The sequence below is a fragment of the Curtobacterium sp. MCBA15_012 genome, from assembly GCF_001864935.2.
In the GTDB taxonomy this organism is placed as follows: Bacteria; Actinomycetota; Actinomycetes; order Actinomycetales; family Microbacteriaceae; genus Curtobacterium.
Genome location: NZ_CP126267.1, coordinates 2,073,002 through 2,095,042, shown reverse-complemented (window position 1 = coordinate 2,095,042; position 22,041 = coordinate 2,073,002). Strand labels below are relative to the sequence as shown.

The following is a 22,041-nucleotide window of genomic DNA, read 5'->3' as shown; positions in this document are numbered from 1 at the left end:
GGGTCAGGCCGGCAGTGCCGGGACGCCCGTCCCGTCCACCCAGGGACCCGTGACGGCGCGGACCTGCGCGACGTCCAGGTCGGCGGCCTCGGCGAAGGCCGCGTACACCGATGCCGGGTCGACGTTCCCGAACCGGTGCCGGGCCGTGATCGTCCGGAGACCGGCGGCGAACGCGGCGTCACCGACGGTCCGACGCAGCGCGTGCAGGGCGAGGGCGCCACGCTTGTAGACCCGGTCGTCGAACATGTCCCGCGCGCCGGGGTCCGCCACCACGAGGTCCTGCGGTGCCGTGAGCAGCGCCTGGCGGTGGCGCGCGGCGAGCACGTCGGCGCTCTCGCCGCCACGGTGCTCCGACCAGAGCCACTCGGCGTGGCAGGCGAACCCCTCGTGCAGCCAGATGTCCTGCCAGCGGCCGAGCGTCACCGCGTTGCCGAACCACTGGTGTGCGAGTTCGTGCGCGATCAGCCGGTCGGTGCCGTGCTCGCCGTCGACGTGGTTGCGGCCGAACGTCGCGAGGCCGTGTGCCTCGAGCGGGATCTCGAGGTCGTCGTCCGTCACGACGACCCCGTAGGACGCGAACGGGTACGGACCGAACCACTCCTCGAACAGGGCCACCATGTCGGGGACGCGTCCGAAGTCGGTGCGCACCGCCGCAGCCAGGTCGGCGGGGTGGTGGACCGTGACCTCGTGCCCGCTGCCCCGCACGGTGGTGCTGCGGTAGCGCCCGATCTGCACGGTCGCCAGGTAGGTCGCCATCGGTTCGGTGACGGCGTAGGTCCACGTCGTGCCGGCACGGGCACGCTCGCGGCCGAGCAGGGTGCCGTTCGCGAGGACGTGGTAGCCGGCCTCGGCCGTGATCGTGAACCGGTAGGTCGCCTTGTCGTCGGGCCGGTCGTTGCAGGGGAACCACGACGGCGCCCCGGTCGGCTGCGCCGCGACGATGACGCCGTCGGACAGCTCCTCCCACCCGATCTGCCCCCACGGACTCCGGAGCGGTCGGGGGGCTCCGTGGTAGCGCACGTGCAGGGTGAAGTCGGCTCCGGCGGGCAGCGGCGCGGCCGGCGTGACGGTGGTCTTGTGCGCCGACGAGGACACCTTCGCCGCCCGGACCCCGTCGACGTCGACCCGGTCGACCCGCAGCCCGTGCAGGTCGAGGACGACCCGGTCGAGTGGCTCGAGCGCGTGCGCGGTGATCGTCGCCGTGGCGTCCAGGCGGTTCGTGGCGACGCGGTAGTCCAGGCGCAGGTCGTGGTGCCGGGCGCTCCACCGACGGTCGCCGCTGTGCGGGGTGTAGGGGTCGACGTCGGGGTTCGGCTTCACGGTGCGGTCGAGTCTGCCACGGCGTCGACCGTCCCGGCACCGGACCCGGCCGGGGCGTCCGCGGTGGCCCCGCCGGGGGACGCCGGTCCCGCCGACTCCGCCGACTCCGCCGACTCCGCGTGCGGCGCGGGGACGGGCGGCGCGGACGTCCACGGGGCGATCGGGTTGCCGGACCACCACGTCCCGGCCGGTACCTGCTCGCCGCGCATCACGAGCGAGGCCGGTCCGACCGTCGCGCCCGCACCGATGCCGGCCGCGGGCAGGACGACGCTGTGCGGCCCGAGGGTCGCGCCGTCGTGGAGCGTCACCGTGTCGAGCTGCATCACCCGGTCGTGGAACAGGTGGGTCTGCACGACGGTGCCGCGCGCGACCGACGCCCCGTGGCCGATCGAGACGAGGTCGGCCTCGGGCAGCCAGTACGTCTCGATCCAGGTGCCGCGGCCGATGCGCGCCCCGAGGCTGCGCAGCCATGCCGCGAGGGCCGGCGTGCCGGTGGCCTGCTCGGCGAACCAGGGGCGGGCGACGGTCTCGACGAAGGTGTCCTGCACCTCGTTCCGCCACACGAACGACGACCACAGCGGGTGTTCCTGCGCGGTGATCCGCCCGACGAACAGCCACTTCGCGCCGGTCGACACCACGGCGGCGACGGCCCCGGCGGCGACGAGCACGGGGCCGGCGGCGATCACCGTCCACCCGAGGCCGACCGCCGACCACGTGGCGATCAGTGCTCCGGCGACACCGAGGGCGATCGCGCCGGAGACCACCGGCGCGACGAGCCGGAGCAGTTCCCACGCCCCGCGGGCGACCTTGAGCCGCCGCGGCGGACGGAAGGTGCGCTCCTCGTCGAAGCGGGTGGCGGCCCGCCGGAGCCGGACCGGGGGCGACCCGAGCCAGGAGGATCCGCGCTTGGCCTTCCTCGGCACCGCGGAGAGCACCGCGACGAGGGCCTCGCGGGGGACCGAACGCCCGGCGCCGGTCATGCCGGAGTTGCCGAGGAACGCGCGTCGGCCGACCTTCGACCGCCCGATCCGGATCCGTCCACCGCCGAGCTCGTAGGTCGCGACCATCGTGTCGTCGGCGAGGAACGCCCCCGACGCGATCTGCGTGAGCGACGGGATGAGCAGCACGGTCGAGATCTCGGTGTCGCGACCGACCCGGGCACCGAGCAGCCGGAGCCACGACGGTGTGACCAGGCTCGCGTACAGCGGGAACAGCAGCGTCCGGGCGGCGTCGAGGACCCGCTCGGTGCACCATGCCTGCCACCCCTGCCGGGACCGCACCGGGTGGCGGCCCTCGTGCAGGCGCAGGGCGAGGAGCCGCACCGCGGCGACCACCAGGACGGCGTACACGGCGCCGGCCACGAGGGTGCCGAGCGGGACGACGGCCAGGCCGTGCAGCACGGCCGCGCCCACCGAGGGGGCGGGCCCGACGAGCGCGGCCACGACCGCCACCCCCGCCGCGACGCCGACGACGGGCAGGCCGGCCACGACGACCGAACCGGCCCCGTACGCGAGCAGCCACCGGCGTCGGGTGGCGGGGCGCGCCTCCCGGCCGTGCCGAGCCGAGCCGACGCGCTCCGCCGGCGACCCGGCCCACCGCTCCCCGTCGGGCACGCGACCCGTGACGGCGGAGCCGGCCTCGACCTCGGCACCCGCGCCGACGTGCGCCCCCGGCAGCAGGGTGGAGCGGCTGTGCACGACGGCGTCCGCGTCGATCCGCACCGCGCCGAGCCGGAAGACGTCCCCGTCGACCCAGTGTCCGGCGAGGTCGACCTCGGGTTCGACGGACGCCCGTTTCCCGACCGTGAGCATGCCGGTCACGGGCGGCAGGGTGTGCAGGTCGACGTCACGGCCGATGCGGGCGCCGAGTGCGCGCGCGTAGTAGCTGATCCAGGGCGCGCCCGCGGTGGAGGGGCCGTCGACCGCCTGGGCGATGCGCTCCGCGAGCCAGACCCGCACGTGCACCGAGCCGCCCCGCGGGTGGTCGCCCGGTCGGACCCCGAGCAGCACCGCGCGGACGAGCACGACCGTCAGTGCCATCTTGCCGACCGGTGTCACGAACACGGCGACCGCGACGACGAGCGCCCACCAGGGGAGCGCGGGCAGGGCGGGGATCGTCGTGGCGTGCAGGACGGTCGAGGCGAGCGCCGTCCACGTCGTGACGCGGAGACCCCGGAGCACCTGCACCGGCAGGCCGAGCAGGGTGAGCAGGAGTCCGGTCGCGGGTGGCACCGGGGCGACCGGGCGTCGTGCGGCGGTGAGGGGGCCGCTGTCGTCGAGTGCATCGGCGAGGGCACCGATGCGGGGGTGGTCGTAGACGTCGGCGACCGTGGTCGTGGGGAAGCGCTCCCGGATCGCGGAGACGAGCTGGGCGGCGGTGAGCGAACCGCCACCCGCGGCGAAGAAGTCGTCGTCGACGCCCGTGACCGGTACGCCGAGGATCGCCGACCAGCGCTCGGCGATCCAGGCGACGGTGTCCGGCAGGACCGCGGTGTCGCCCGCGCCCGGCAGCGGCCACGGCAGTGCGGCACGGTCGACCTTGCCCGAGGTCCGGGTCGGCAGCGCGTCGACCACGGCCAGGAGCGGGACGAGGGCGGCGGGCAGCTCCTCGCGCAGCCGGGCGTTCGCGGCCGCGGTGTCGAGCGTCGTCCCCGCTGCCGGTGCGACGTAGCCGACGAGCACCTGGTTGCCGGCGGGTGTGCGCTGCACGACGGCGGCACCACCGGCGACGCCGTCGAGGGCCTGCAGCGCGGCGTCGACCTCGCCGAGCTCGATGCGGCGGCCGCCGAGCTTCACCTGGTCGTCGGCGCGGCCCTGGAAGACCAGGCCCTCGGGCTCGTACCGGACGAGGTCGCCGCTGCGGTACGCCCGGTCCCAGCCGAGCTCGGGGAAGGGTGCGTACTTCTCGGCGTCCTTCGCCGGGTCGAGGTAGCGGCCGAGCCCGACGCCGCCGATGACCAGCTCGCCGACGCTGCCCGGGGCGACGCGGTGACCGGTCTCGTCGACCACGGCGAGGTCCCACCCGTCGAGCGGCAGGCCGATCCGCACCGGTTGGCTGCCGTCCATCCGGGCGCCGCACGCGACGACGGTCGCCTCGGTCGGCCCGTAGGTGTTCCAGAGCTCCCGGTCGTGCGACGCGATCCTCGCCGCGAGCTCGGGCGGGCAGGCCTCGCCGCCGAAGACGACCAGGCGCACCTGCTCGAGGGCGTCGTCGGGCCAGAGCGCCGCCAGGGTCGGCACGGTCGACACGACCGTGATGCCGTGGGCGATGAGCCACGGGCCGAGGTCGACACCGCTGCGCACGAGCGACCGCGGCGCCGGCACGAGGCAGGCGCCGTGTCCCCACGCGAGCCACATCTCCTCGCACGAGGCGTCGAACGCCACGCTCAGTCCCGCGAGCACGCGGTCGCCAGGACCGATCGGTGCGTCCTGCAGGAACATCCGCGCCTCGGCGTCGACGAAGGCCGCGGCCGACCGGTGCGTGACGGCGACGCCCTTCGGGACCCCGGTGGAGCCCGAGGTGAAGATGACCCAGGCGTCGTCGTCGACGGTCGGGCGTGCCGCTCGGGCGTCCGGGTCGACCACGGGGGACTCGGCCGCGTCGGGCGCCCCGGAGACCCGGAGGACCCCACCCGCACCGAGCACACCGACGACCCCGGCCTCGCCGAACACCAGGGCGGCGCGCTCCTCGGGGTCGTCGGCGTCCACGGGGACGTACGCGGCACCGGCGGCGAGCACGGCGAGCACCGAGAGGTACAGGTCGCGTCCGCCGGACGGGATGCGGACCCCGACGCGGTCGCCGCGCCGGACGCCGCGCCGCGCCAGGTCGTCGGCCTGTTCGCGCACGAGCCGCAGCATCGTGGCGTGGTCGACGGCGCCGACCGGGTCCTCGAGCGCGAGGGCGTCGGGGTGCGCGGCCGCCGTCGCCTCGAGGACGTCGAGCAGGGTGCGCGGGGCGGGTGCATGGTCGCCGCGGGCCAGTTCGGCCTGCGGGGACGTGGGGGCGGTGCCGGTGCTCATCGGCGCGGATCATAGTGACGCCGGGTGTCGTGCACGCGAACTCCGCGTGTCGGCCCGCACCGCAGGCGACGGGTCCTGCGGACCCGAGCACGGGGGACGGTCGCCGCAGGCGACATCGAGCGCAGCCGATCGAGCGCTGGCGACGGGTCCTGCGGACCCGAGCACGGGGGACGGTCGCCGCAGGCGACATCGAGCGCAGCCGATCGAGCGAAGCGAGAACGTCTGCCTGCTCGGAGATGTGACAGTGCCCCCAGGAGGATTCGAACCTCCGCCCCTGCCTCCGGAGGGCAGTGCTCTATCCCCTGAGCTATGGGGGCTCGTGGGTGTCACCAACCGTAGCAGGTCCGCGACCACCCACCGGACAGCGCGTGTCGCGTCGTCCCGGTGGGACGCACCGGACGGGAGGCGCGGTGCGGGCCCGACCCGCGCCTCCCGTCCGGCTCCTGGTCACCGGAGGGCGCCGGGCGGTGACGGCTCGTCGGCTCGCGTCGGGTGCGCCGGCACGGCCCTGCGGGCCGCGCCGTCAGCCGGCGGGCGTCGCCGACCCGCCGGGCTGCACCGCGGCGTGCACGGCGTCGACCACGGGCTGCGCACCGCCGGGCTCGGTGAACAGGGGCGACTCAGTGGTGATCCAGTAGGGGTCCGGGAACGCGTCGGCGCGGCCGACGCCCTTCGTGAGCGAGTAGTAGCCCTCGACCCCGTAGGTCGGGACCGAGCCGCCGCGCTCGTACAGGGCGTCCTTCAGGGTCGTGAGCGACTTCTCAGGCAGGTGCGCGACGGCCACCGTGATCGTCGTCGACGGGTCGTCGGTCGCGACGAGGTGGCAGACGCGACCGCGCTGCCGTTCGATGGTCGCGGCGGGGGAGCCCTTCGCCGGGGTCCAGTCGGTGTCCCGCCGGAAGGTCTTCCCGTAGACCTGCAGGGCGTCGTCCGGCAGCAGCTCGGCGCAGGTCTGCGTGACGGTCGTGCCGATGGGCTGTCCGGACGCGCTCGCACTCGGCGCGCCGCCGCCGGACCCGCCGGAGCAGGCCGCCAGGAGCGTGGACGCGGACACGGTGAGCACGGCGACGGTGATCGCCCGGGCGCGGCTGCGGGAGGTCATCCGGCCATGATGCTGCACGGCCCTCCGGCATCGGCCCGGAGCCGGCTGGGTGTCCCGGTAGACTCGACCCTCGTGACTCCTGCCGAACTCTCCGCCGCGTACCTGTCGATCCTGACCGGGATCGTCGAGCGACGAGGCGCGTCCGACACCGTGACGATCGACGACTCCCACGTGACCCTCGAGCGTCCGCGGAACCGTGCGCACGGCGACTGGGCCTCGAACGCCGCCATGCAGCTCGCGAAGCGCATCGGCACGAACCCGCGCGAGCTCGCGACCGAGATCGCCGGCGAGCTGACCGAGCTCGACGGCGTGGCCTCGGTCGACGTCGCCGGCCCGGGCTTCATCAACATCACGCTCGAGGCCGCCGCCGCGGGTGAGATCGCGCGGACGATCGTCGACTCCGGCTCGGCCTTCGGCAACGGCGACCTGTACGAGGGCGTGCGCATCGACCTCGAGTTCGTGTCGGCGAACCCGACCGGGCCGATCCACATGGGCGGCGTGCGGTGGGCCGCCGTCGGCGACAGCCTGGCGCGCGTGTTCACGGCGCAGGGCGGCCTCGTCACCCGCGAGTACTACTTCAACGACCACGGTGCGCAGATCGACCGCTTCGCCCGGTCCCTCGTGGCCTCCGCGCTCGGCGAGCCGACGCCCGAGGACGGCTACGGCGGCGCGTACATCGGTGAGATCGCTGCTCGCGTCATCGCGACGCTGCCGGCCGGCACCGACGTGCGGGACCTGCCGCGCGACGAGGCGCAGGAGCTCTTCCGCCGCGAGGGCGTCGAGTTCATGTTCGCCGACATCAAGCGTTCGCTGCACGACTTCGGCGTCGACTTCGACGTGTACTTCCACGAGAACGCCCTGCACGAGTCGAAGGCCGTCGAGCGTGCGATCGAGCGGCTGCAGTCCCTCGGCAAGATGTACGAGGCGGACGGCGCGCTCTGGCTCCGCACCACCGACTTCGGCGACGACCGCGACCGTGTGGTCGTCAAGTCCGACGGGCAGCCGGCGTACATCGCGGGCGACCTGGCCTACTACCTGGACAAGCGCGAGCGCGGGTTCGAGCGGAACCTCATCATGCTCGGCGCCGACCACCACGGCTACGTCGGTCGCATGATGGCGATGTGCGCGGCGTTCGGCGACGAGCCGGGCACGAACCTCGAGATCCTCATCGGGCAGATGGTCAACCTGCTCAAGGACGGCCAGCCGTTCCGGATGTCGAAGCGCAACGGCACGATCGTGTCGATGGAGGACCTCGTCGAGGCCGTCGGTGTCGACGCCGGCCGGTACGCACTCGTCCGGTTCGCCAGCGACACCGCGATCGACATCGACCTCGACCTGCTCACGAAGCGGACCAACGACAACCCGGTCTTCTACGTGCAGTACGCCCACGCCCGCACGCAGTCGGTCGCCCGCAACGCCGCCGCCTCCGGGGTCGACCGGTCGGCGTTCGACGCCTCGCTCCTGACGCACGAGACCGAGAGCGCCCTGCTCGGGGCCCTTGCCGAGTTCCCGCGCGTGGTCCGACAGGCCGCCGAACTCCGCGAGCCGCACCGCATCGCGCGCTACACCGAGCAGCTCGCGGGGCTGTACCACCGCTGGTACGACGCCTGCCGCGTGACGCCGCTCGGCGACGAGACCGTGACCGACCTGCACCGCACCCGCCTGTGGCTGAACGACGCGACCGGCCAGGTCGTCCGCAACGGGCTCGGCCTGCTCGGGGTGAGTGCTCCCGAGCGCATGTAGCGCTGGCGGCGCGGCGCTGGCGGCGCGGCGCGCTTCGCGCGCGCGGCGCCGGCCGCGGACGCTCCGCACAACCGGAAGCACGTCGCGCCACGGATCGCCGTGGCGCGACGTGCTTCCGCTTGTTCGGGAGCACGTCGCGCCACGAAGCGCACAGCGCGCCCCGGCGCGCAGCGCCCCGCCCCCCGCGCCACGAAGCGCCCGCCCCGCACCCCTCCCACCGGACCCGCACCGCGCCTCCAGGCTGTCTGCCGGAGGTCCCTGGCAGGGTGGGACGCATGTCCGTCGCACCCGCCCCCTCCCGCAGGCGCCGCCGCTGGCCGATCGTCCTCGTCGTCGTGCTGCTCGTGCTCGCCGCCCTGGTCGTCGTCGCCGAGTTCGTCCTCCGCGGCGTGGTCGACCGGGTGATCGCCGACCAGGTCGAGCAGTCCCTCCCCGAGGGCGCGACCGGCGAGGTGACCGCACACGCCGAGGGCGTCGTCCTCCCGCAGCTCGTCACGGGCACCCTGGACCGCGTCGACATCCGCTCCGACCGCCTCACGGTCGACGGGGTCCCGCTCGCGGCCGACGTCACGGTGCACGACGTCCCGGTCGACGGGAAGGGCGACGTGCGGGACGTCGACGGCACGGTCACGCTGGCGTCGTCGAGCGTCAAGGACCTCGCGAAGTACAGCCCGCTGTTCGACCGTCTCACGCTCGTCGACGGCGGGGTCGAGCTGTCCGGGTCCACCGCGGTGCTCGGCTACGACATCACCTACGCGGCGACGGGCGACGTCGCCGCCGAACGGGACGGCCGCGGCGTCACGATCACCCCGAAGGGCGTCCGGATCACGAACTCCGACCTCGGCCTCAAGGTGAACTCGATCCCGGGCGTCACGGACGTGCCCGTGCAGGTCTGCACCGCGCAGTTCCTGCCCGAGCAGCTGCGCGTGCGTGCGCTCGACGTGACGGCCCGACAGGCGACGGTCCGGGTCACCGCCGACCGTCTGCCGCTCACCGAGCAGGGGCTCCGCACCGTCGGGTCCTGCTCCGGCTGACCCGCCCCGCGGGGTCGCGTGGCGCGGACGGTGGCGTAACACCGGACGGGAGGCGCGCCCCGCCTCGCTAGGATCGGGTCCCGTGAGCGAGAACCCACTGGCCCCGCCGCGGCTGCGGTTCCCCGAGGACGCCTCCGCGCTGACCGCGCGGATCTGGCCCGCGTCGGCGACGCGGACCGACGACGGCGAGCTGGCCGTGGGCGGCGTGGCCGCCGCCGACCTCGTCGCGCAGTACGGGTCCCCGCTGTACGTGGTGGACGAGCGTGACGTGCAGTCCCGCGCCGCCCGGGTCCGCACGGCGTTCACCGACGCGTTCGCCCGGATCGGCACCCGCGCCCACGTGTACTACGCCGCGAAGGCCTTCCTCACGACGCAGGTCGCGGCGTGGATGGCCGAGGCGGACCTCCGGCTCGACGTCTGCTCCGCGGGCGAGATGGCGGTCGGGCTCGCCGCCGGGGTCGACCCGGCGCGCATGGGCCTGCACGGCAACGACAAGTCCGACGCCGAGATCGCCCGGGCGGTCGAGCTCGGCCTCGGCACGATCGTGCTCGACAGCCACGAGGAGATCGGCCGCGTCGCGCGTGCCGCCACCGCGGCCGGGACGGTCCAGCGCGTGCGCATCCGGATCAACAGCGGCGTGCACGCGTCGACGCACGACTACCTCGCGACCGCGCGCGAGGACCAGAAGTTCGGCATCCCGCTGACCGAGGCGGTCGCCGCGGCCGAGGCCGTCCGTGCGGAGCCGTCGCTCGCGTTCGTCGGGCTGCACTCGCACATCGGCTCGCAGATCTTCGAGGAGTCCGGGTTCCGCGAGGCCGCCCGTCGCCTGATGGACGTGCACGCCGAGCTCGTCGCGACCGGACCCGTCCCCGAGCTGAACCTCGGCGGCGGCTGGGGCATCGACTACACCGAGGCGGACAGCGCCTTCGACCCCGAGGACGTCGCGGAGGCCCTGGCGACGATCGTGGCCGAGGCATGCGCCGAACGGGACATCCCGGTGCCCGAGGTCGCGGTCGAGCCCGGTCGGTACATCGTCGGACCGGCCGGTCTCACGCTCTACCGCGTCGGGACGATCAAGCCGGTCGTGCTCGAGGACGAGCACGGCACCGCGGCCACCCGGACGTACGTGTCGGTCGACGGCGGCATGAGCGACAACGTCCGACCGGCGCTGTACGGGGCGGACTACACGGCCCGGCTCGTGCGCAGCTCGGACGTCCCCGCGGTGCTCACCCGGGTCGTCGGCAAGCACTGCGAGTCCGGCGACGTCGTGGTGAACGACGAGTACCTGCCCGGCGACGTGCGGCGCGGGGACCTCCTCGCGGTCGCCGCGACCGGTGCCTACTGCTGGTCGCTCGCGAGCAACTACAACCACGTCGGCCGCCCGCCGGTCGTCGCGGTGGCGGACGGCGCAGCCCGTATCCTCGTGCGGGGCGAGTCGATCGACGACCTGCTCGCCCGCGACACGGGGGTCGTCGTCGGCCCCGGCCGCTGACACCCCCCGGGAAGATCCCCGACCCGACAGGAATGCGCACCAGATGATCGAATACCGCAACGTCCGCGTCGCGCTGCTCGGAGCCGGCTCGGTCGGCTCCCAGGTGGCCCGGCTGCTCCTCGAGCACGGCGACGAACTGGCATCCCGTGCCGGCGCCGGCCTCGAGCTCGTCGGGATCGCCGTCCGCGACGTCGACGCCACGCGCGACGTCGAGCTGCCGGCGGAGCTGTACACGACGGACGCGGAGTCGCTCATCCTCGGAGCCGACATCGTCGTCGAGCTCATCGGCGGCATCGAGCCCGCGCGTTCCCTCGTCCTGCAGGCGCTGCAATCGGGCGCGGACGTCGTCACGGGCAACAAGGCGCTGCTCGCGACGCACGGCCCGGAGCTGTTCGCGGCTGCGGAGCAGGTCGGCGCCCAGCTGTACTACGAGGCCGCCGTGGCCGGGGCGATCCCGATCATCCGTCCGCTGCACGACTCCCTCGCCGGTGACCGCATCGAGCGGATCATGGGCATCGTCAACGGCACGACGAACTTCATCCTCGACCTCATGGACCGCGAGGGATCGACGTTCGAGGACGCCCTCGCGACCGCGACCGCGCTCGGGTACGCCGAGGCCGACCCGACGGCCGACGTCGAGGGCTACGACGCCGCGCAGAAGGCCGCGATCCTGGCCTCGCTCGCGTTCCACACCTCGGTGCCCCTCGCCGCCGTGCACCGCGAGGGCATCACCTCGGTCACGATCGAGCAGGTCCGCGCGGCGCGCAAGGCCGGCTACGTCGTGAAGATCCTGGCGACCGCCGAGCGTCTGACCGACGAGAACGGCGTCGAGGGCGTCAGCGCACGCGTCTACCCGGCCCTCGTGCCCGAGGCGCACCCGCTCGCGAGCGTGCACGGTGCGAAGAACGCGGTGTTCGTCGAGGCCGAGGCCGCTGGCGACCTCATGTTCTACGGTGCCGGTGCCGGCGGGGTCGAGACCGCGTCGGCCGTGCTCGGGGACCTCGTCTCCGCGGCGCGACGGCACGTCATCGGCGGTCCCGGCGTGGCGGAGTCGACGCAGTCCGCGCTGCCGGTGTTCCCGATCGGTTCGGTGAGCACCCGCTACCAGATCACGCTGCACGTGGCGGACGCCCCCGGCGTGCTGTCCACGGTCGCCGGCGTCCTCGCCGACCACGGCGTGAGCGTCGAGACCGTCGAGCAGACCGCGGCGACCGACCCGGGCGACGGTTCGGCCGGCACCGCGAACCTCGTGATCGGCACCCACCTCGCCCGTGAGTCCGCCTTGGCCGCGACCGTCCGGGCCCTCCGCGGCGAGGACGTCGTCGTCGAGGTGACGAGCGTGCTGCGCGTCGTCGGCGCCTAGCCCACGGACGACCCGGTCCGCCGTCGTCGACGTCGGACCCCCGAACCCCCGAACTGCAACACACCGAACAAGGAGAGCCTGATGGCCCACCAGTGGCAGGGAGTCCTGCGCGAGTACGCCGACCGTCTCGACGTCACCGAGGCGACGCCGGTCGTCACCCTCGGCGAGGGCGGCACCCCGCTCATCCCGGCGCGACGGCTGTCCGAGCGGACCGGCGCCGACGTGTACGTCAAGTTCGAGGGGATGAACCCGACCGGCTCCTTCAAGGACCGCGGCATGACGATGGCGATCTCGAAGGCCGTCGAGCACGGCGCGAAGGCCGTCATCTGCGCCTCGACCGGCAACACGAGCGCATCGGCCGCCGCGTACGCCACGCACGCCGGCATCACCGCGGCGGTGCTCGTGCCCGAGGGCAAGATCGCGATGGGCAAGCTCAGCCAGGCCGTCGCGCACGACGCGCAGCTGCTCCAGGTGCAGGGCAACTTCGACGACTGCCTCGACATCGCGCGCGACCTCGCCGCGAACTACCCGGTGCACCTGGTCAACTCGGTGAACAACGACCGCATCGAGGGCCAGAAGACCGCGGCCTTCGAGGTCGTCGACGTGCTCGGCGACGCGCCGGACTTCCACTTCCTGCCGGTCGGCAACGCGGGCAACTACACGGCGTACTCCCGCGGCTACCGCGAGGACGTCGCGGCCGGTCGCTCGACCAAGATGCCCCGCATGTTCGGGTTCCAGGCCGCCGGTTCCGCGCCGATCGTGCGCGGCGAGGTCGTCCGCCAGCCGGACACCATCGCCTCGGCCATCCGCATCGGCAACCCCGCGTCGTGGCAGTTCGCCCTCGAGGCACGCGACGAGACCGACGGGTACTTCGGTGCGATCACCGACGAGGGCATCCTCGCGGCGCACCGCATCCTGTCCGCCGAGGTCGGCGTGTTCGTCGAGCCCGCGTCCGCGATCGGCGTCGCCGGCCTGCTCGAGCGCGCCGACGCCGGTGTCGTGCCGCAGGGCGCGACGGTCGTCATCACGGTGACCGGCCACGGCCTGAAGGACCCGCAGTGGGCGCTCCGCAGCCCGGACGGCGGCGAGGTCACCCCGACGAGCGTGCCGGTGGACACGAAGTCGGTCGCCGAGGTGCTCGGACTGGTCGGCCCCGCGTGAGCATCGACCGCTCGTCCGGACCGGGGGAGGCCACGACCGCCCACACCGCCGCACCCGCCCGCGGTGCTGTACCGGCCGGACGGGCGGTCCGCGTGCGCGTGCCGGCCACGTCGGCGAACCTCGGGCCGGGCTTCGACTCGCTCGGGCTCGCCCTGGCGCTGTACGACGAGGTCGTCGTGCGCGTCCGTCCGGAGCCCGGCGCGACCGTGACGGTCGAGGGCGTCGGCGCCGGCGAGGTGGCCTCCGACGACACGAACCTCGTCGTGCAGGCGGTCCGCCGCGGCCTCGCGCACGCCGGGGTCGAGCAACCCGGCCTCGAGCTGCACGCGGTCAACGCGATCGCGCACGGCCGCGGCATGGGGTCCTCGGCGGCGGCGATCGTCGCCGGGCTGATGGCCGCGAGGGGACTCCTCGAGGGCATCGTCGACCTCGACGCCGCGACGCTCCTCGCCCTGGCCACCGAGATGGAGGGGCACCCGGACAACGTGGCCCCGGCACTGTTCGGCGGCCTGACCATCGCGTGGATGACCCCGGACGGACCGGCCCACAAGCGGCTGCTCGTGCACCGCGGCGTCTCGCCCGTGGTGTTCGTGCCGACGTCGACGCTCTCCACCAAGCTCGCGCGGTCGCTGCAGCCCGCGAGCGTGCCCCACGAGGACGCCGCGTTCAACGTGTCCCGCTCGGCACTGCTCGTGGCGGCGCTCATCCAGAGCCCGGAGCTCCTGCTCGCCGCGACCGAGGACCGCCTGCACCAGTCGTACCGGGCGAGCGCGATGCCCGAGACCGACGCGCTCATCGGCCTGCTCCGGCAGCACGGACTCGCGGCCGTCGTGTCGGGCGCCGGGCCGAGCCTGCTCGTGCTCGGCAGCGACCCGTCGCAGCGCCTCACGGCAGCCGACCTCGTGGCGCGACACGCGGAGTCCGACTGGCGGGCGCTCATGCTGGCCGTCGACCTCGGTGGTGCTACAGTGGTGCCGCACTCGGCGCTCGAAGCCGATCCCGCGTAGGCGTCAGGACGCTCCTCACCAGGACCCCTCTCCGCCAGCGCAGGGTCTGGTGCGCGGGGGCATTCTCTTCCTGATCACCGAATCCCGGACCGTCGTCTGAACGACGGTCGACGCCCAACCTGTGCGCGCCGGGACGGTGGAAACTCTCCGCGTTCTGCGGTTCGAAAGGAAACACCCACCTTGACGAACGTCAACGACTCCACCCCGGTGGAGATCCCCAGCGACCTGCGCGCCCTCCGACTCCCGGAGCTCCAGCGGATCGCTTCCTCGCTCGGCATCACCGGGCTCTCCAAGCTCCGCAAGGGCGACCTCATCGCCTCGATCGAGGACAAGCGCCCGGTCGACGCCGAGCAGGCCGCCGCTGCGGCACCGGTCGAGCTGCCCGTCGCCGACGAGCCGGCCACCGAGCAGCCCGCCGCGCAGCAGGCTCCCGAGCAGCCGGTCGCCCAGCAGGCCGCGCCCGAGCAGGTCGCCCCCGAGCAGCCCGCCGCGCAGCAGTCCGCCCCGGAGCAGGCCGCCACCGAGCAGGCCGCCACCGAGCAGGCCGCGCCCGAGCAGGGTGGCCCGCGTGGCCGCCGCTCGCGCCGCGTCACCTCCGGTGGCACCGTCACCGCCGCGCCGACCTCGGCAGCGGAGCACACCAACCACGGTCACACCGGCACCGAGGACCTCCTCGCCGGGCTCGACCAGGTCCGCGCCGAGAAGGACGCCCAGGAAGCCGCCCAGTCCGGGCAGCGCCGTGGGCGCGGGAACCGCGCCGGCCGCCAGGACGCCGCGCAGCGCGACGACGTCCAGCAGGACGCCGGCCAGGAGGCACGTGCTGCGGCCGCCGACGTCGTCGCCGACGCCGACACCACCGAGCAGTCCGACCAGGGCCACTCGGGTCAGGGCCAGTCCGGTCAGGGCCAGTCGAGTCAGGACGACCAGTCCCAGGGCGACCAGGACGGCGGCTCGCGCCGCGGGCGTCGCAGCCGTGGTCGTGGTCGCGGTCGCGGGCAGAACGGTGACGCCGGCGAGCAGCAGGGCACCGAGCAGCAGAACGGTCAGCAGCAGAACGGCCAGCAGGGCGGCCAGAAGAACGGCAAGCAGCAGGACGAGCAGAAGTCGACCGACGAGCGCGCCCAGCAGAAGCAGAACGGCCAGCAGCAGAACGGCCAGCAGCAGAACGGCCAGCAGCAGAACGGTCAGCAGAACGGCCAGCAGCAGGCCGCGCAGCAGAAGCAGCAGGCCGAGGCCGAGGCGGAGAACGGCCGCGGCCGTCGTCAGCGCGACCGCAAGCGCGGCCGCGGCGCCCAGAACGACGACTTCGAGCCCGAGGTCACCGAGGACGACGTCCTGATCCCGATCGCGGGCATCCTCGACGTCCTCGACAACTACGCGTTCGTCCGCACGACCGGCTACCTGCCGGGTCCGAGCGACGTCTACGTCTCCCTCGGCCAGGTGAAGAAGTACCACCTGCGCAAGGGCGACGCGATCGTCGGCTCGATCAAGCAGCCGCGGAACGACGACCAGCAGAGCCGCCAGAAGTACAACGCGCTCGTCAAGGTCGACTCCGTCAACGGTCAGACCGCCGACGAGGCCGCCGCGCGCGTCGACTTCCAGGACCTCACCCCGCTGTACCCGAACGAGCGTCTGCGCCTCGAGACCGAGCCGCAGAAGCTGTCGACGCGGATCATCGACCTCGTGTCGCCGATCGGCAAGGGCCAGCGCGGCCTCATCGTGTCGCCGCCGAAGGCCGGCAAGACCGTCGTGCTCCAGGCGATCGCGAACGCCATCGCCAAGAACAACCCCGAGGCGCACCTCATGGTCGTGCTCGTGGACGAGCGGCCCGAAGAGGTCACCGACATGCAGCGCACGGTGAAGGGCGAGGTCATCGCCTCGACCTTCGACCGTCCCGCCGAGGACCACACCACGGTCGCCGAGCTGGCGATCGAGCGTGCGAAGCGTCTCGTCGAGCTCGGCCACGACGTGGTCGTCCTGCTCGACTCGATCACCCGTCTGGGCCGCGCGTACAACCTGTCCACCCCGCCGTCGGGCCGCGTGCTCTCCGGTGGCGTCGACTCGGCCGCGCTCTACCCGGCCAAGCGCTTCTTCGGCGCCGCGCGCAACATCGAGGACGGCGGCTCGCTCACCATCCTCGCGACCGCCCTCGTCGAGACCGGTTCGAAGATGGACGAGGTGATCTTCGAGGAGTTCAAGGGCACCGGCAACATGGAGCTCCGCCTCAACCGTCACCTCGCAGACAAGCGGATCTTCCCCGCCGTCGACGTGAACGCCTCGGGCACCCGTCGCGAGGAGCAGCTGCTCTCCGCCGACGAGGTCACGATCACCTGGCGGCTGCGTCGGGCCCTCGCCGGCCTCGACACCCAGCAGGCGCTCGAGATCGTGCTGCGCAACCTCAAGGAGACGCAGTCGAACGTCGAGTTCCTGGTCCAGGTGCAGAAGTCGGTCCCGTCGACCGGCGGGCGCCACGACGGCCACCAGGAGTAACCGGTGTTCGAGTCGGTGGCAGGGCTGCTGGCGGAACACGAGGACCTGACGCAGCAGCTGTCGGACCCCGCGCTCCACGCCGACGCAGCCCGCGCGAAGAAGGTGAACCGGCGCTACGCCGAGCTCAACCAGATCAAGGCCGCGTACGAGGCCTGGCAGGCGGCGGGGGAGGACCTCGCCGCCGCCAGGGAGCTCGCCCGTGAGGACGACGCCTTCGCGGACGAGGTCCCCTCGCTCGAGGAGCAGCTGGCCGAGCGGCAGGAGCGCCTGCGCCGGCTGCTCATCCCGCGCGACCCCGACGACGGCCGCGACGTGATCATGGAGATCAAGGGCGGCGAGGGCGGCGAGGAGTCGGCGCTGTTCGCCGCGGACCTGCTGCGCATGTACACGCACTACGCGGAGACGAAGGGCTGGAAGGTCGAGCTCCTCGAGCGCACCGAGTCCGACCTCGGCGGCTACAAGGACGTCCAGGTCGCGATCAAGTCGAACACGACGGACCCGTCGCAGGGCGTCTGGGCACACCTCAAGTACGAGGGCGGGGTGCACCGCGTGCAGCGGGTGCCGGCGACCGAGTCGCAGGGGCGCATCCACACGTCGACCACCGGCGTGCTGGTGTTCCCCGAGGTTGACGAGCCCGAGGAGGTCCAGATCAACCAGAACGACCTCAAGATCGACGTCTACCGGTCCTCCGGTCCCGGCGGCCAGTCCGTGAACACGACGGACTCCGCGGTCCGCATCACGCACCTGCCCACGGGCATCACGGTCGCGATGCAGAACGAGAAGTCGCAGCTGCAGAACCGCGAGGCCGGCATGCGCGTCCTGCGGGCGCGCATCCTCGCACGCCAGCAGGAGGAGCTCGACGCCATCGCGTCGGACGCGCGCAAGTCGCAGATCCGGGGAATGGACCGCTCGGAGCGCATCCGCACGTACAACTTCCCGGAGAACCGCATCGCGGACCACCGCACCGGGTACAAGGCGTACGACCTGGACCGTGTGATGAACGGTGCGCTGGAGCCCGTGGTCCAGTCCGCCATCAGCGCGGACGAGGAGGCCCGCCTGGCCGCCATCGGCGACCAGGACGCGTGACCGGACCGACGGAGGACGGACGGGAGGCGCGACCCGCCCCCGCCACGTCCGTCCCGTTCGCGGCCGACCGCCTGCTCGACGAGGCGGTCGCCGCGCTCGTCGCGCACGGCGTGCCGTCGGCACGGGTCGACGCCGAGCTGCTGCTCGCCTGGGCGTCCGGGACCTCGCGCGGGGCCGTGCAGGTGCGCGCACTGACCGGCGGCGCCATCGCGGGGGAGCACGTCGAGCGCTTCCGGCACGCGGTGGCACGCCGGGTCACGCGCGAGCCGCTGCAGCACATCACGGGCGAGGCGCACTTCCGCGCCCTGACCCTGGCGGTCGGCCCCGGCGTCTTCGTGCCGCGGCCGGAGACCGAGGGCGTCGTGCAGTTCGGCATCGACGCGCTCCGGGCGACCGCGGTCGCCGAGCCGGTCGCCGTCGACCTGGGGTCCGGCAGCGGGGCGATCGCCATCGCGATGGACACCGAGGTGCCGAACGCCGTCGTGTACGCGGTCGAACGCTCACCCGAGGCGCTGCCGTGGACCCGCCGGAACATCGAGGCCCACGGCGGGACGGTCCGGCTCGTCGAGGGCGACCTCGGCGACGCGCTGCCCGAGCTCGACGGCACCGTGTCGGTCGTCGTGTCGAACCCGCCGTACGTCCCGGACGACATGGTGCCGGTCGATCCGGAGGTCCGCGACCACGACCCGGCCCTCGCGTTGTACGGCGGCCCGGACGGCCTCGACGCCGTCCGGGCGCTGACCGAGACGGCGTGGCGGCTCCTCGTGCCGGGCGGCCTGGTGGTCGTCGAGCACGCCGAGCAGCAGGGCGCCGGCGTCCGCGAGGTGCTGGCGCGCCGCGGGTTCCGCTCGCCGGAGACGCACGTCGACCTCACCGGTCGCGACCGCACGACCACGGCGACCCGCTAGCCGGGGGCGAGCAGCGCCTCCCGGCCGTGACCACGCGGTCCGCGTGACCCGACCGGCGGAGGTGTGTCGCGCCTCCCGGCCGTGACCACGCGGTCCGCGTGACGCGACCGGCCGAGGTGTGTTGCGCCTCCCGGCCGGTGCTCGGGGCGACCCCGCGGGTCAGGCGACCGTGATCTGCTCGCGGGCGGCGACGAAGGCGCGCACGGCCTCGCGCAGGTCGGTGTGGTCCTCGACGAGCACGGCGTGGATGCCGACGCTCGCAGCCGCCTCGACGTTGACCGGCATGTCGTCGGCGAAGAACGCGCGCTCGGCGGGCACCCCGTGGTGTGCCAGCGCCCGCTCGAACACGGCGCGGTCGGGCTTCCGGGCGCCGAACGCGCTCGTCGTGTCCAGGTGCTCACCGAACAGCGGCGGCAGCGACGGCGCCCAGCGCGGGATCCAGCGTCCGGCGAGCGGCCCGTTGTTCGTGAGCAGGCCGACGCGGCCGTGCTCAGCGGCGATCCGGACCGCCTCGACCCGCTCGGGGAGTTCGGTCATCGCGGCACCGCGGATCCGTGCCCACTCGTCCTCCGGGACGTCGCAGCCCATCGCCTCGGCGAAGGCCGCCAGGTAGGCGTCGGCGTCGGGGTAGTGGCCGGCCTCGGCGCGGGCCTCGTTGCCGCAGTCCCACCAGCGGCGACGCAGCTCCTCGAAGGAGTGTCCGGTGAGCTCGGCGAGGGCTGCCATGCGGACCCGCCAGTCGTAGTGGACCAGGACTTCGTCCATGTCGAACAGGAACAGGAGTCGGGGCGCGGGCGTCTCGTTCACGATGCCACCATTGTGTCGCACTATCATCGTCGAGTCATGGCCTCCCGATACGACTGCACCGACCCCGACGGGCTCCTGACCGGGATGCGGCTCGCACGTGCCGCGCTCGGACGCGGAGAGCTCGTCGTCGTCCCCACCGACACCGTGTACGGCCTGGCGGCGGACGCGTTCAGCGCGAGTGCCGTCCAGCGGCTGCTCGACGCCAAGGGGCGGACGCGCCAGTCCCCGCCGCCCGTGCTGATCCCCGGCCCGGCGACGCTCGAGGCGCTGGCGACCGACATCCCGCAGCAGGTCCGCGACCTCGTCGATGCCTTCTGGCCCGGCGGGCTCACGGTGATCCTGCGCGCGCAGCCGTCGCTCGACTGGGACCTGGGGGAGACCCGGGGCACCGTGGCGCTCCGCATGCCCGACTCGCGCATCGCGCTCGAGCTCCTGCAGGAGGTCGGCCCGCTCGCGGTCTCCTCGGCGAACAGCACGGGGGACCCGGCCGCGATGGACGTGGACCGTGCCGAGGCGATGCTCGGCGACAGCGTGTCGGTCTACCTCGACGGCGGACCGCTCCCCGAGCACGAGGGCTTCGCCGCGTCCACCGGGTCGACGATCGTCGACGCGACGGGCCTCTCGTCCGGCGGCACGCTGACGATCGTCCGGCACGGGGTGATCCCCGACGACGAGATCGTCCGGGTCGTCGGAGCCGACCACGTCTCGTGAAGTACTACCTGCTCGCGGGGGCGATCGCCGCGGTCGTGAGCTTCTGCATGAGCTGGATCGTGTGGAAGGCCGGGCTGCGGTACGGCTGGTACCCGAAGGTCCGCGAGCGTGACGTGCACCGCACGCCGACGCCGCGGCTCGGCGGCATCGCGATGTACATCGGCGTCATCGTCGCGATGCTCGCGGCGTGGTTCCTGTTCCCGTCGATCGCGGGCACCGACTACTTCCGGCTGGTGTTCAGCGAACCGGGCCGCGTGCTCGCCGTGCTCGGCGGGGCGACCATCATCGTGGTCCTCGGCGTCGCGGACGACATCTGGGACCTCGACTGGATGACGAAGCTCGCGGGGCAGATCATCGCCGCGGGCATCCTCGCGTGGCAGGGCGTCGCGATCGTGTCGCTGCCCATCGGCAACACGCTCGGGGTCGGGTCCTCGTACATGAGCCTGATCTTCACCGTGCTCGCCGTGGTGCTCGTGATGAACGCGGTCAACTTCATCGACGGGCTCGACGGCCTGGTCGCCGGAGTCGCGATCATCGCGGGAGGGGTGTTCTTCCTCTACACGTTCTTCATCAACCGCGTGGTCGTGCAGACCGAGTTCTTCTTCAACCTCCCGTCGCTGCTCACCGCGGTGCTCGTCGGCGCGTGCGCCGGCTTCCTCGTGCTGAACTGGCACCCCGCGAAGCTCTTCATGGGCGACGCGGGTGCGCTCCTCGTCGGCTTCCTGATGGCCACGAGCGCGGTGTCGGTCACGGGCAACATCGACCCCGCCGCGGTGCAGACACGCCAGGCGCTCCTGCCGGCGTTCATCCCGATCCTGCTGCCGTTCGCGATCCTCATCGTGCCGATCCTCGACTTCGGGCTGGCGGTCACCCGGCGGCTCAGTGCGGGGAAGTCGCCGTTCTCGGCCGATCGCAAGCACCTGCACCACCGCCTGCTCGACATGGGCCACTCGCACTTCCACGCCGTCCTCGTGTTCTACGCCTGGACCGCCACCGTCGCGGTCGGCTGCCTGCTGTTCCTGTTCGTGGACTGGTACTGGGTCGTGGCCGTCGTCGCGGTCGGCTTCACCGTCTGCGCCGTCGCCACCTTCGCCCCGCTGGGCCGCAAGCGTGCCGAGTTCGCCGCGCAGGTCGCCACCCGGTCGTCGTCCGTCGTCGACGCCCGACTCGACCCGCTGGACCGCGCCGCCAACGACCGATCGATCCCTGGAGACCCCTCGTGACCACACCGAACGCGCTCGACCACGTCCGTCCGGTGTTCCGCCGGATCCTCGTCTGGGCGGCCGTCCTCGCCGTCGCCCTCGCCGTCGTCGGGGGAGTCGTGGGTCTCGTGGTCAGCGGCACGCCCGGTCTCGTCGGCGGCCTGCTCGGCGCCGTGCTCAGCGTCGTGTTCCTCGGCCTGACGGCGGTCTCGGTGCTCGTGGCGCTGCGCGTCTCCAAGGGGCAGATGATCTCCGGCGCCTTCTTCGGCATCGTGATGGGGACCTGGTTCCTGAAGTTCGTGCTCTTCCTCGTCGTGCTCATCGCCCTGCGCGACCGGAGCTGGGTCGACTTCCCGGTCCTGGCCGTCGTCATCATCGCCGGCGTCGTGGGCTCCCTGGTGATCGACGTGGTCGTCGTCGCGAAGGCCCGCATCCCGATCGGCGTTGCCCTGCCCGGTGACGGCGCGGACCGACCGGCAGAGCCTGGGAAGCCCGACCCGCGCGTCTGAGAGCCCGAGCAGGCTCTCTCACCTGATAGGGTTTGTTGCGTCCGCGTCCGGAGCAATGCTCGGAGCGGACAGCCTCCACACAGTCCA

General features: G+C 73.3%; 16 protein-coding genes and 1 tRNA gene. 12 read left to right on the top strand and 5 right to left on the bottom strand.

Going from position 1 to position 22,041, the window contains the following annotated elements; translation table 11 throughout:
* Positions 1-3 precede the first annotated feature (3 nt).
* The 4 genes from QOL15_RS09585 to QOL15_RS09570 all read right to left on the bottom strand — a co-directional run bounded on the left by QOL15_RS09585 (position 4) and on the right by QOL15_RS09570 (position 6,441).
* Positions 4-1,320 (bottom strand): M1 family metallopeptidase, encoded by a 1,317-nt coding sequence (locus QOL15_RS09585; RefSeq protein ID WP_071247333.1) that lies wholly within the window; start codon positions 1,318-1,320, stop codon positions 4-6.
* Positions 1,317-5,339 (bottom strand): Pls/PosA family non-ribosomal peptide synthetase, encoded by a 4,023-nt coding sequence (locus tag QOL15_RS09580; RefSeq protein WP_083393981.1) that lies wholly within the window; start codon positions 5,337-5,339, stop codon positions 1,317-1,319. The genes QOL15_RS09585 and QOL15_RS09580 overlap by 4 nt, the downstream gene beginning before the upstream one ends.
* A gap of 245 nt (positions 5,340-5,584) precedes the next feature.
* A tRNA-Arg gene (locus QOL15_RS09575) sits at positions 5,585-5,656 on the bottom strand.
* Between the two features lie 206 nt (positions 5,657-5,862).
* On the bottom strand, positions 5,863-6,441 hold the full coding sequence (locus tag QOL15_RS09570; RefSeq protein WP_065964546.1) for a hypothetical protein: 579 nt from the start codon (positions 6,439-6,441) through the stop codon (positions 5,863-5,865).
* Between the two features lie 72 nt (positions 6,442-6,513).
* Between QOL15_RS09570 and argS the strand changes: the two genes are divergently transcribed.
* The 9 genes from argS to prmC all read left to right on the top strand — a co-directional run bounded on the left by argS (position 6,514) and on the right by prmC (position 18,725).
* Positions 6,514-8,184, top strand: a complete 1,671-nt coding sequence (argS, locus tag QOL15_RS09565) for an arginine--tRNA ligase (RefSeq protein ID WP_065964540.1) — start codon at positions 6,514-6,516, stop codon at positions 8,182-8,184.
* A gap of 275 nt (positions 8,185-8,459) precedes the next feature.
* Complete coding sequence (locus QOL15_RS09560; RefSeq protein WP_065959279.1) at positions 8,460-9,218, top strand: LmeA family phospholipid-binding protein; 759 nt, start codon at positions 8,460-8,462, stop codon at positions 9,216-9,218.
* Positions 9,219-9,300: 82 nt separating this feature from the next.
* Positions 9,301-10,710: a diaminopimelate decarboxylase gene (lysA, locus tag QOL15_RS09555; RefSeq protein ID WP_071247284.1), complete on the top strand. Its 1,410-nt coding sequence runs from the start codon at positions 9,301-9,303 to the stop codon at positions 10,708-10,710.
* 43 nt (positions 10,711-10,753) lie between these two features.
* Positions 10,754-12,073, top strand: a complete 1,320-nt coding sequence (locus tag QOL15_RS09550; protein WP_065959275.1) for a homoserine dehydrogenase — start codon at positions 10,754-10,756, stop codon at positions 12,071-12,073.
* An 81-nt stretch (positions 12,074-12,154) separates the two neighbouring features.
* Positions 12,155-13,234: a threonine synthase gene (gene thrC / locus QOL15_RS09545; protein WP_065959274.1), complete on the top strand. Its 1,080-nt coding sequence runs from the start codon at positions 12,155-12,157 to the stop codon at positions 13,232-13,234.
* A gap of 92 nt (positions 13,235-13,326) precedes the next feature.
* Positions 13,327-14,241 carry a homoserine kinase gene (gene thrB / locus QOL15_RS09540; protein ID WP_071247337.1) on the top strand — a complete coding sequence of 305 codons (915 nt, stop codon included), beginning with the start codon at positions 13,327-13,329 and terminating at the stop codon, positions 14,239-14,241.
* 180 nt (positions 14,242-14,421) lie between these two features.
* A complete protein-coding gene (gene rho, locus QOL15_RS09535) occupies positions 14,422-16,731 on the top strand; it encodes a transcription termination factor Rho (RefSeq protein WP_071247288.1) in 2,310 nt (769 codons plus the stop codon).
* Between the two features lie 3 nt (positions 16,732-16,734).
* Complete coding sequence (prfA, locus tag QOL15_RS09530; RefSeq protein WP_065959270.1) at positions 16,735-17,817, top strand: peptide chain release factor 1; 1,083 nt, start codon at positions 16,735-16,737, stop codon at positions 17,815-17,817.
* A complete protein-coding gene (gene prmC / locus QOL15_RS09525; RefSeq protein WP_370692357.1) occupies positions 17,814-18,725 on the top strand; it encodes a peptide chain release factor N(5)-glutamine methyltransferase in 912 nt (303 codons plus the stop codon). Before prfA ends, prmC begins: the two co-directional genes overlap by 4 nt.
* A gap of 159 nt (positions 18,726-18,884) precedes the next feature.
* Here the strand turns inward: prmC and QOL15_RS09520 are convergent, their stop codons facing one another.
* Positions 18,885-19,532, bottom strand: a complete 648-nt coding sequence (locus tag QOL15_RS09520; RefSeq protein ID WP_175473838.1) for an HAD family phosphatase — start codon at positions 19,530-19,532, stop codon at positions 18,885-18,887.
* Positions 19,533-19,568: 36 nt separating this feature from the next.
* Between QOL15_RS09520 and QOL15_RS09515 the strand changes: the two genes are divergently transcribed.
* From QOL15_RS09515 to QOL15_RS09505, 3 genes are read left to right on the top strand one after another with little or no spacing between them, the layout of a single operon-like run.
* Complete coding sequence (locus tag QOL15_RS09515) at positions 19,569-20,243, top strand: L-threonylcarbamoyladenylate synthase (protein ID WP_065959262.1); 675 nt, start codon at positions 19,569-19,571, stop codon at positions 20,241-20,243.
* Complete coding sequence (locus tag QOL15_RS09510) at positions 20,240-21,466, top strand: MraY family glycosyltransferase (protein ID WP_139197476.1); 1,227 nt, start codon at positions 20,240-20,242, stop codon at positions 21,464-21,466. Before QOL15_RS09515 ends, QOL15_RS09510 begins: the two co-directional genes overlap by 4 nt.
* Positions 21,463-21,954 carry a hypothetical protein gene (locus QOL15_RS09505; protein WP_083229954.1) on the top strand — a complete coding sequence of 164 codons (492 nt, stop codon included), beginning with the start codon at positions 21,463-21,465 and terminating at the stop codon, positions 21,952-21,954. Before QOL15_RS09510 ends, QOL15_RS09505 begins: the two co-directional genes overlap by 4 nt.
* The last annotated feature ends 87 nt before the right edge of the window (positions 21,955-22,041 follow it).

What these genes read in the sequence shown, in the direction of transcription:
- QOL15_RS09580 (WP_083393981.1), bottom strand. Translation starts at nt 5,339, where the DNA reads ATGAGCACCGGCACCGCCCCCACGTCCCCGCAGGCCGAACTGGCCCGC.
- QOL15_RS09550 (WP_065959275.1), top strand. Translation starts at nt 10,754, where the DNA reads ATGATCGAATACCGCAACGTCCGCGTCGCGCTGCTCGGAGCCGGCTCG.
- QOL15_RS09560 (WP_065959279.1), top strand. Translation starts at nt 8,460, where the DNA reads ATGTCCGTCGCACCCGCCCCCTCCCGCAGGCGCCGCCGCTGGCCGATC.
- thrC (WP_065959274.1), top strand. Translation starts at nt 12,155, where the DNA reads ATGGCCCACCAGTGGCAGGGAGTCCTGCGCGAGTACGCCGACCGTCTC.
- QOL15_RS09515 (WP_065959262.1), top strand. Translation starts at nt 19,569, where the DNA reads ATGGCCTCCCGATACGACTGCACCGACCCCGACGGGCTCCTGACCGGG.
- QOL15_RS09570 (WP_065964546.1), bottom strand. Translation starts at nt 6,441, where the DNA reads ATGACCTCCCGCAGCCGCGCCCGGGCGATCACCGTCGCCGTGCTCACC.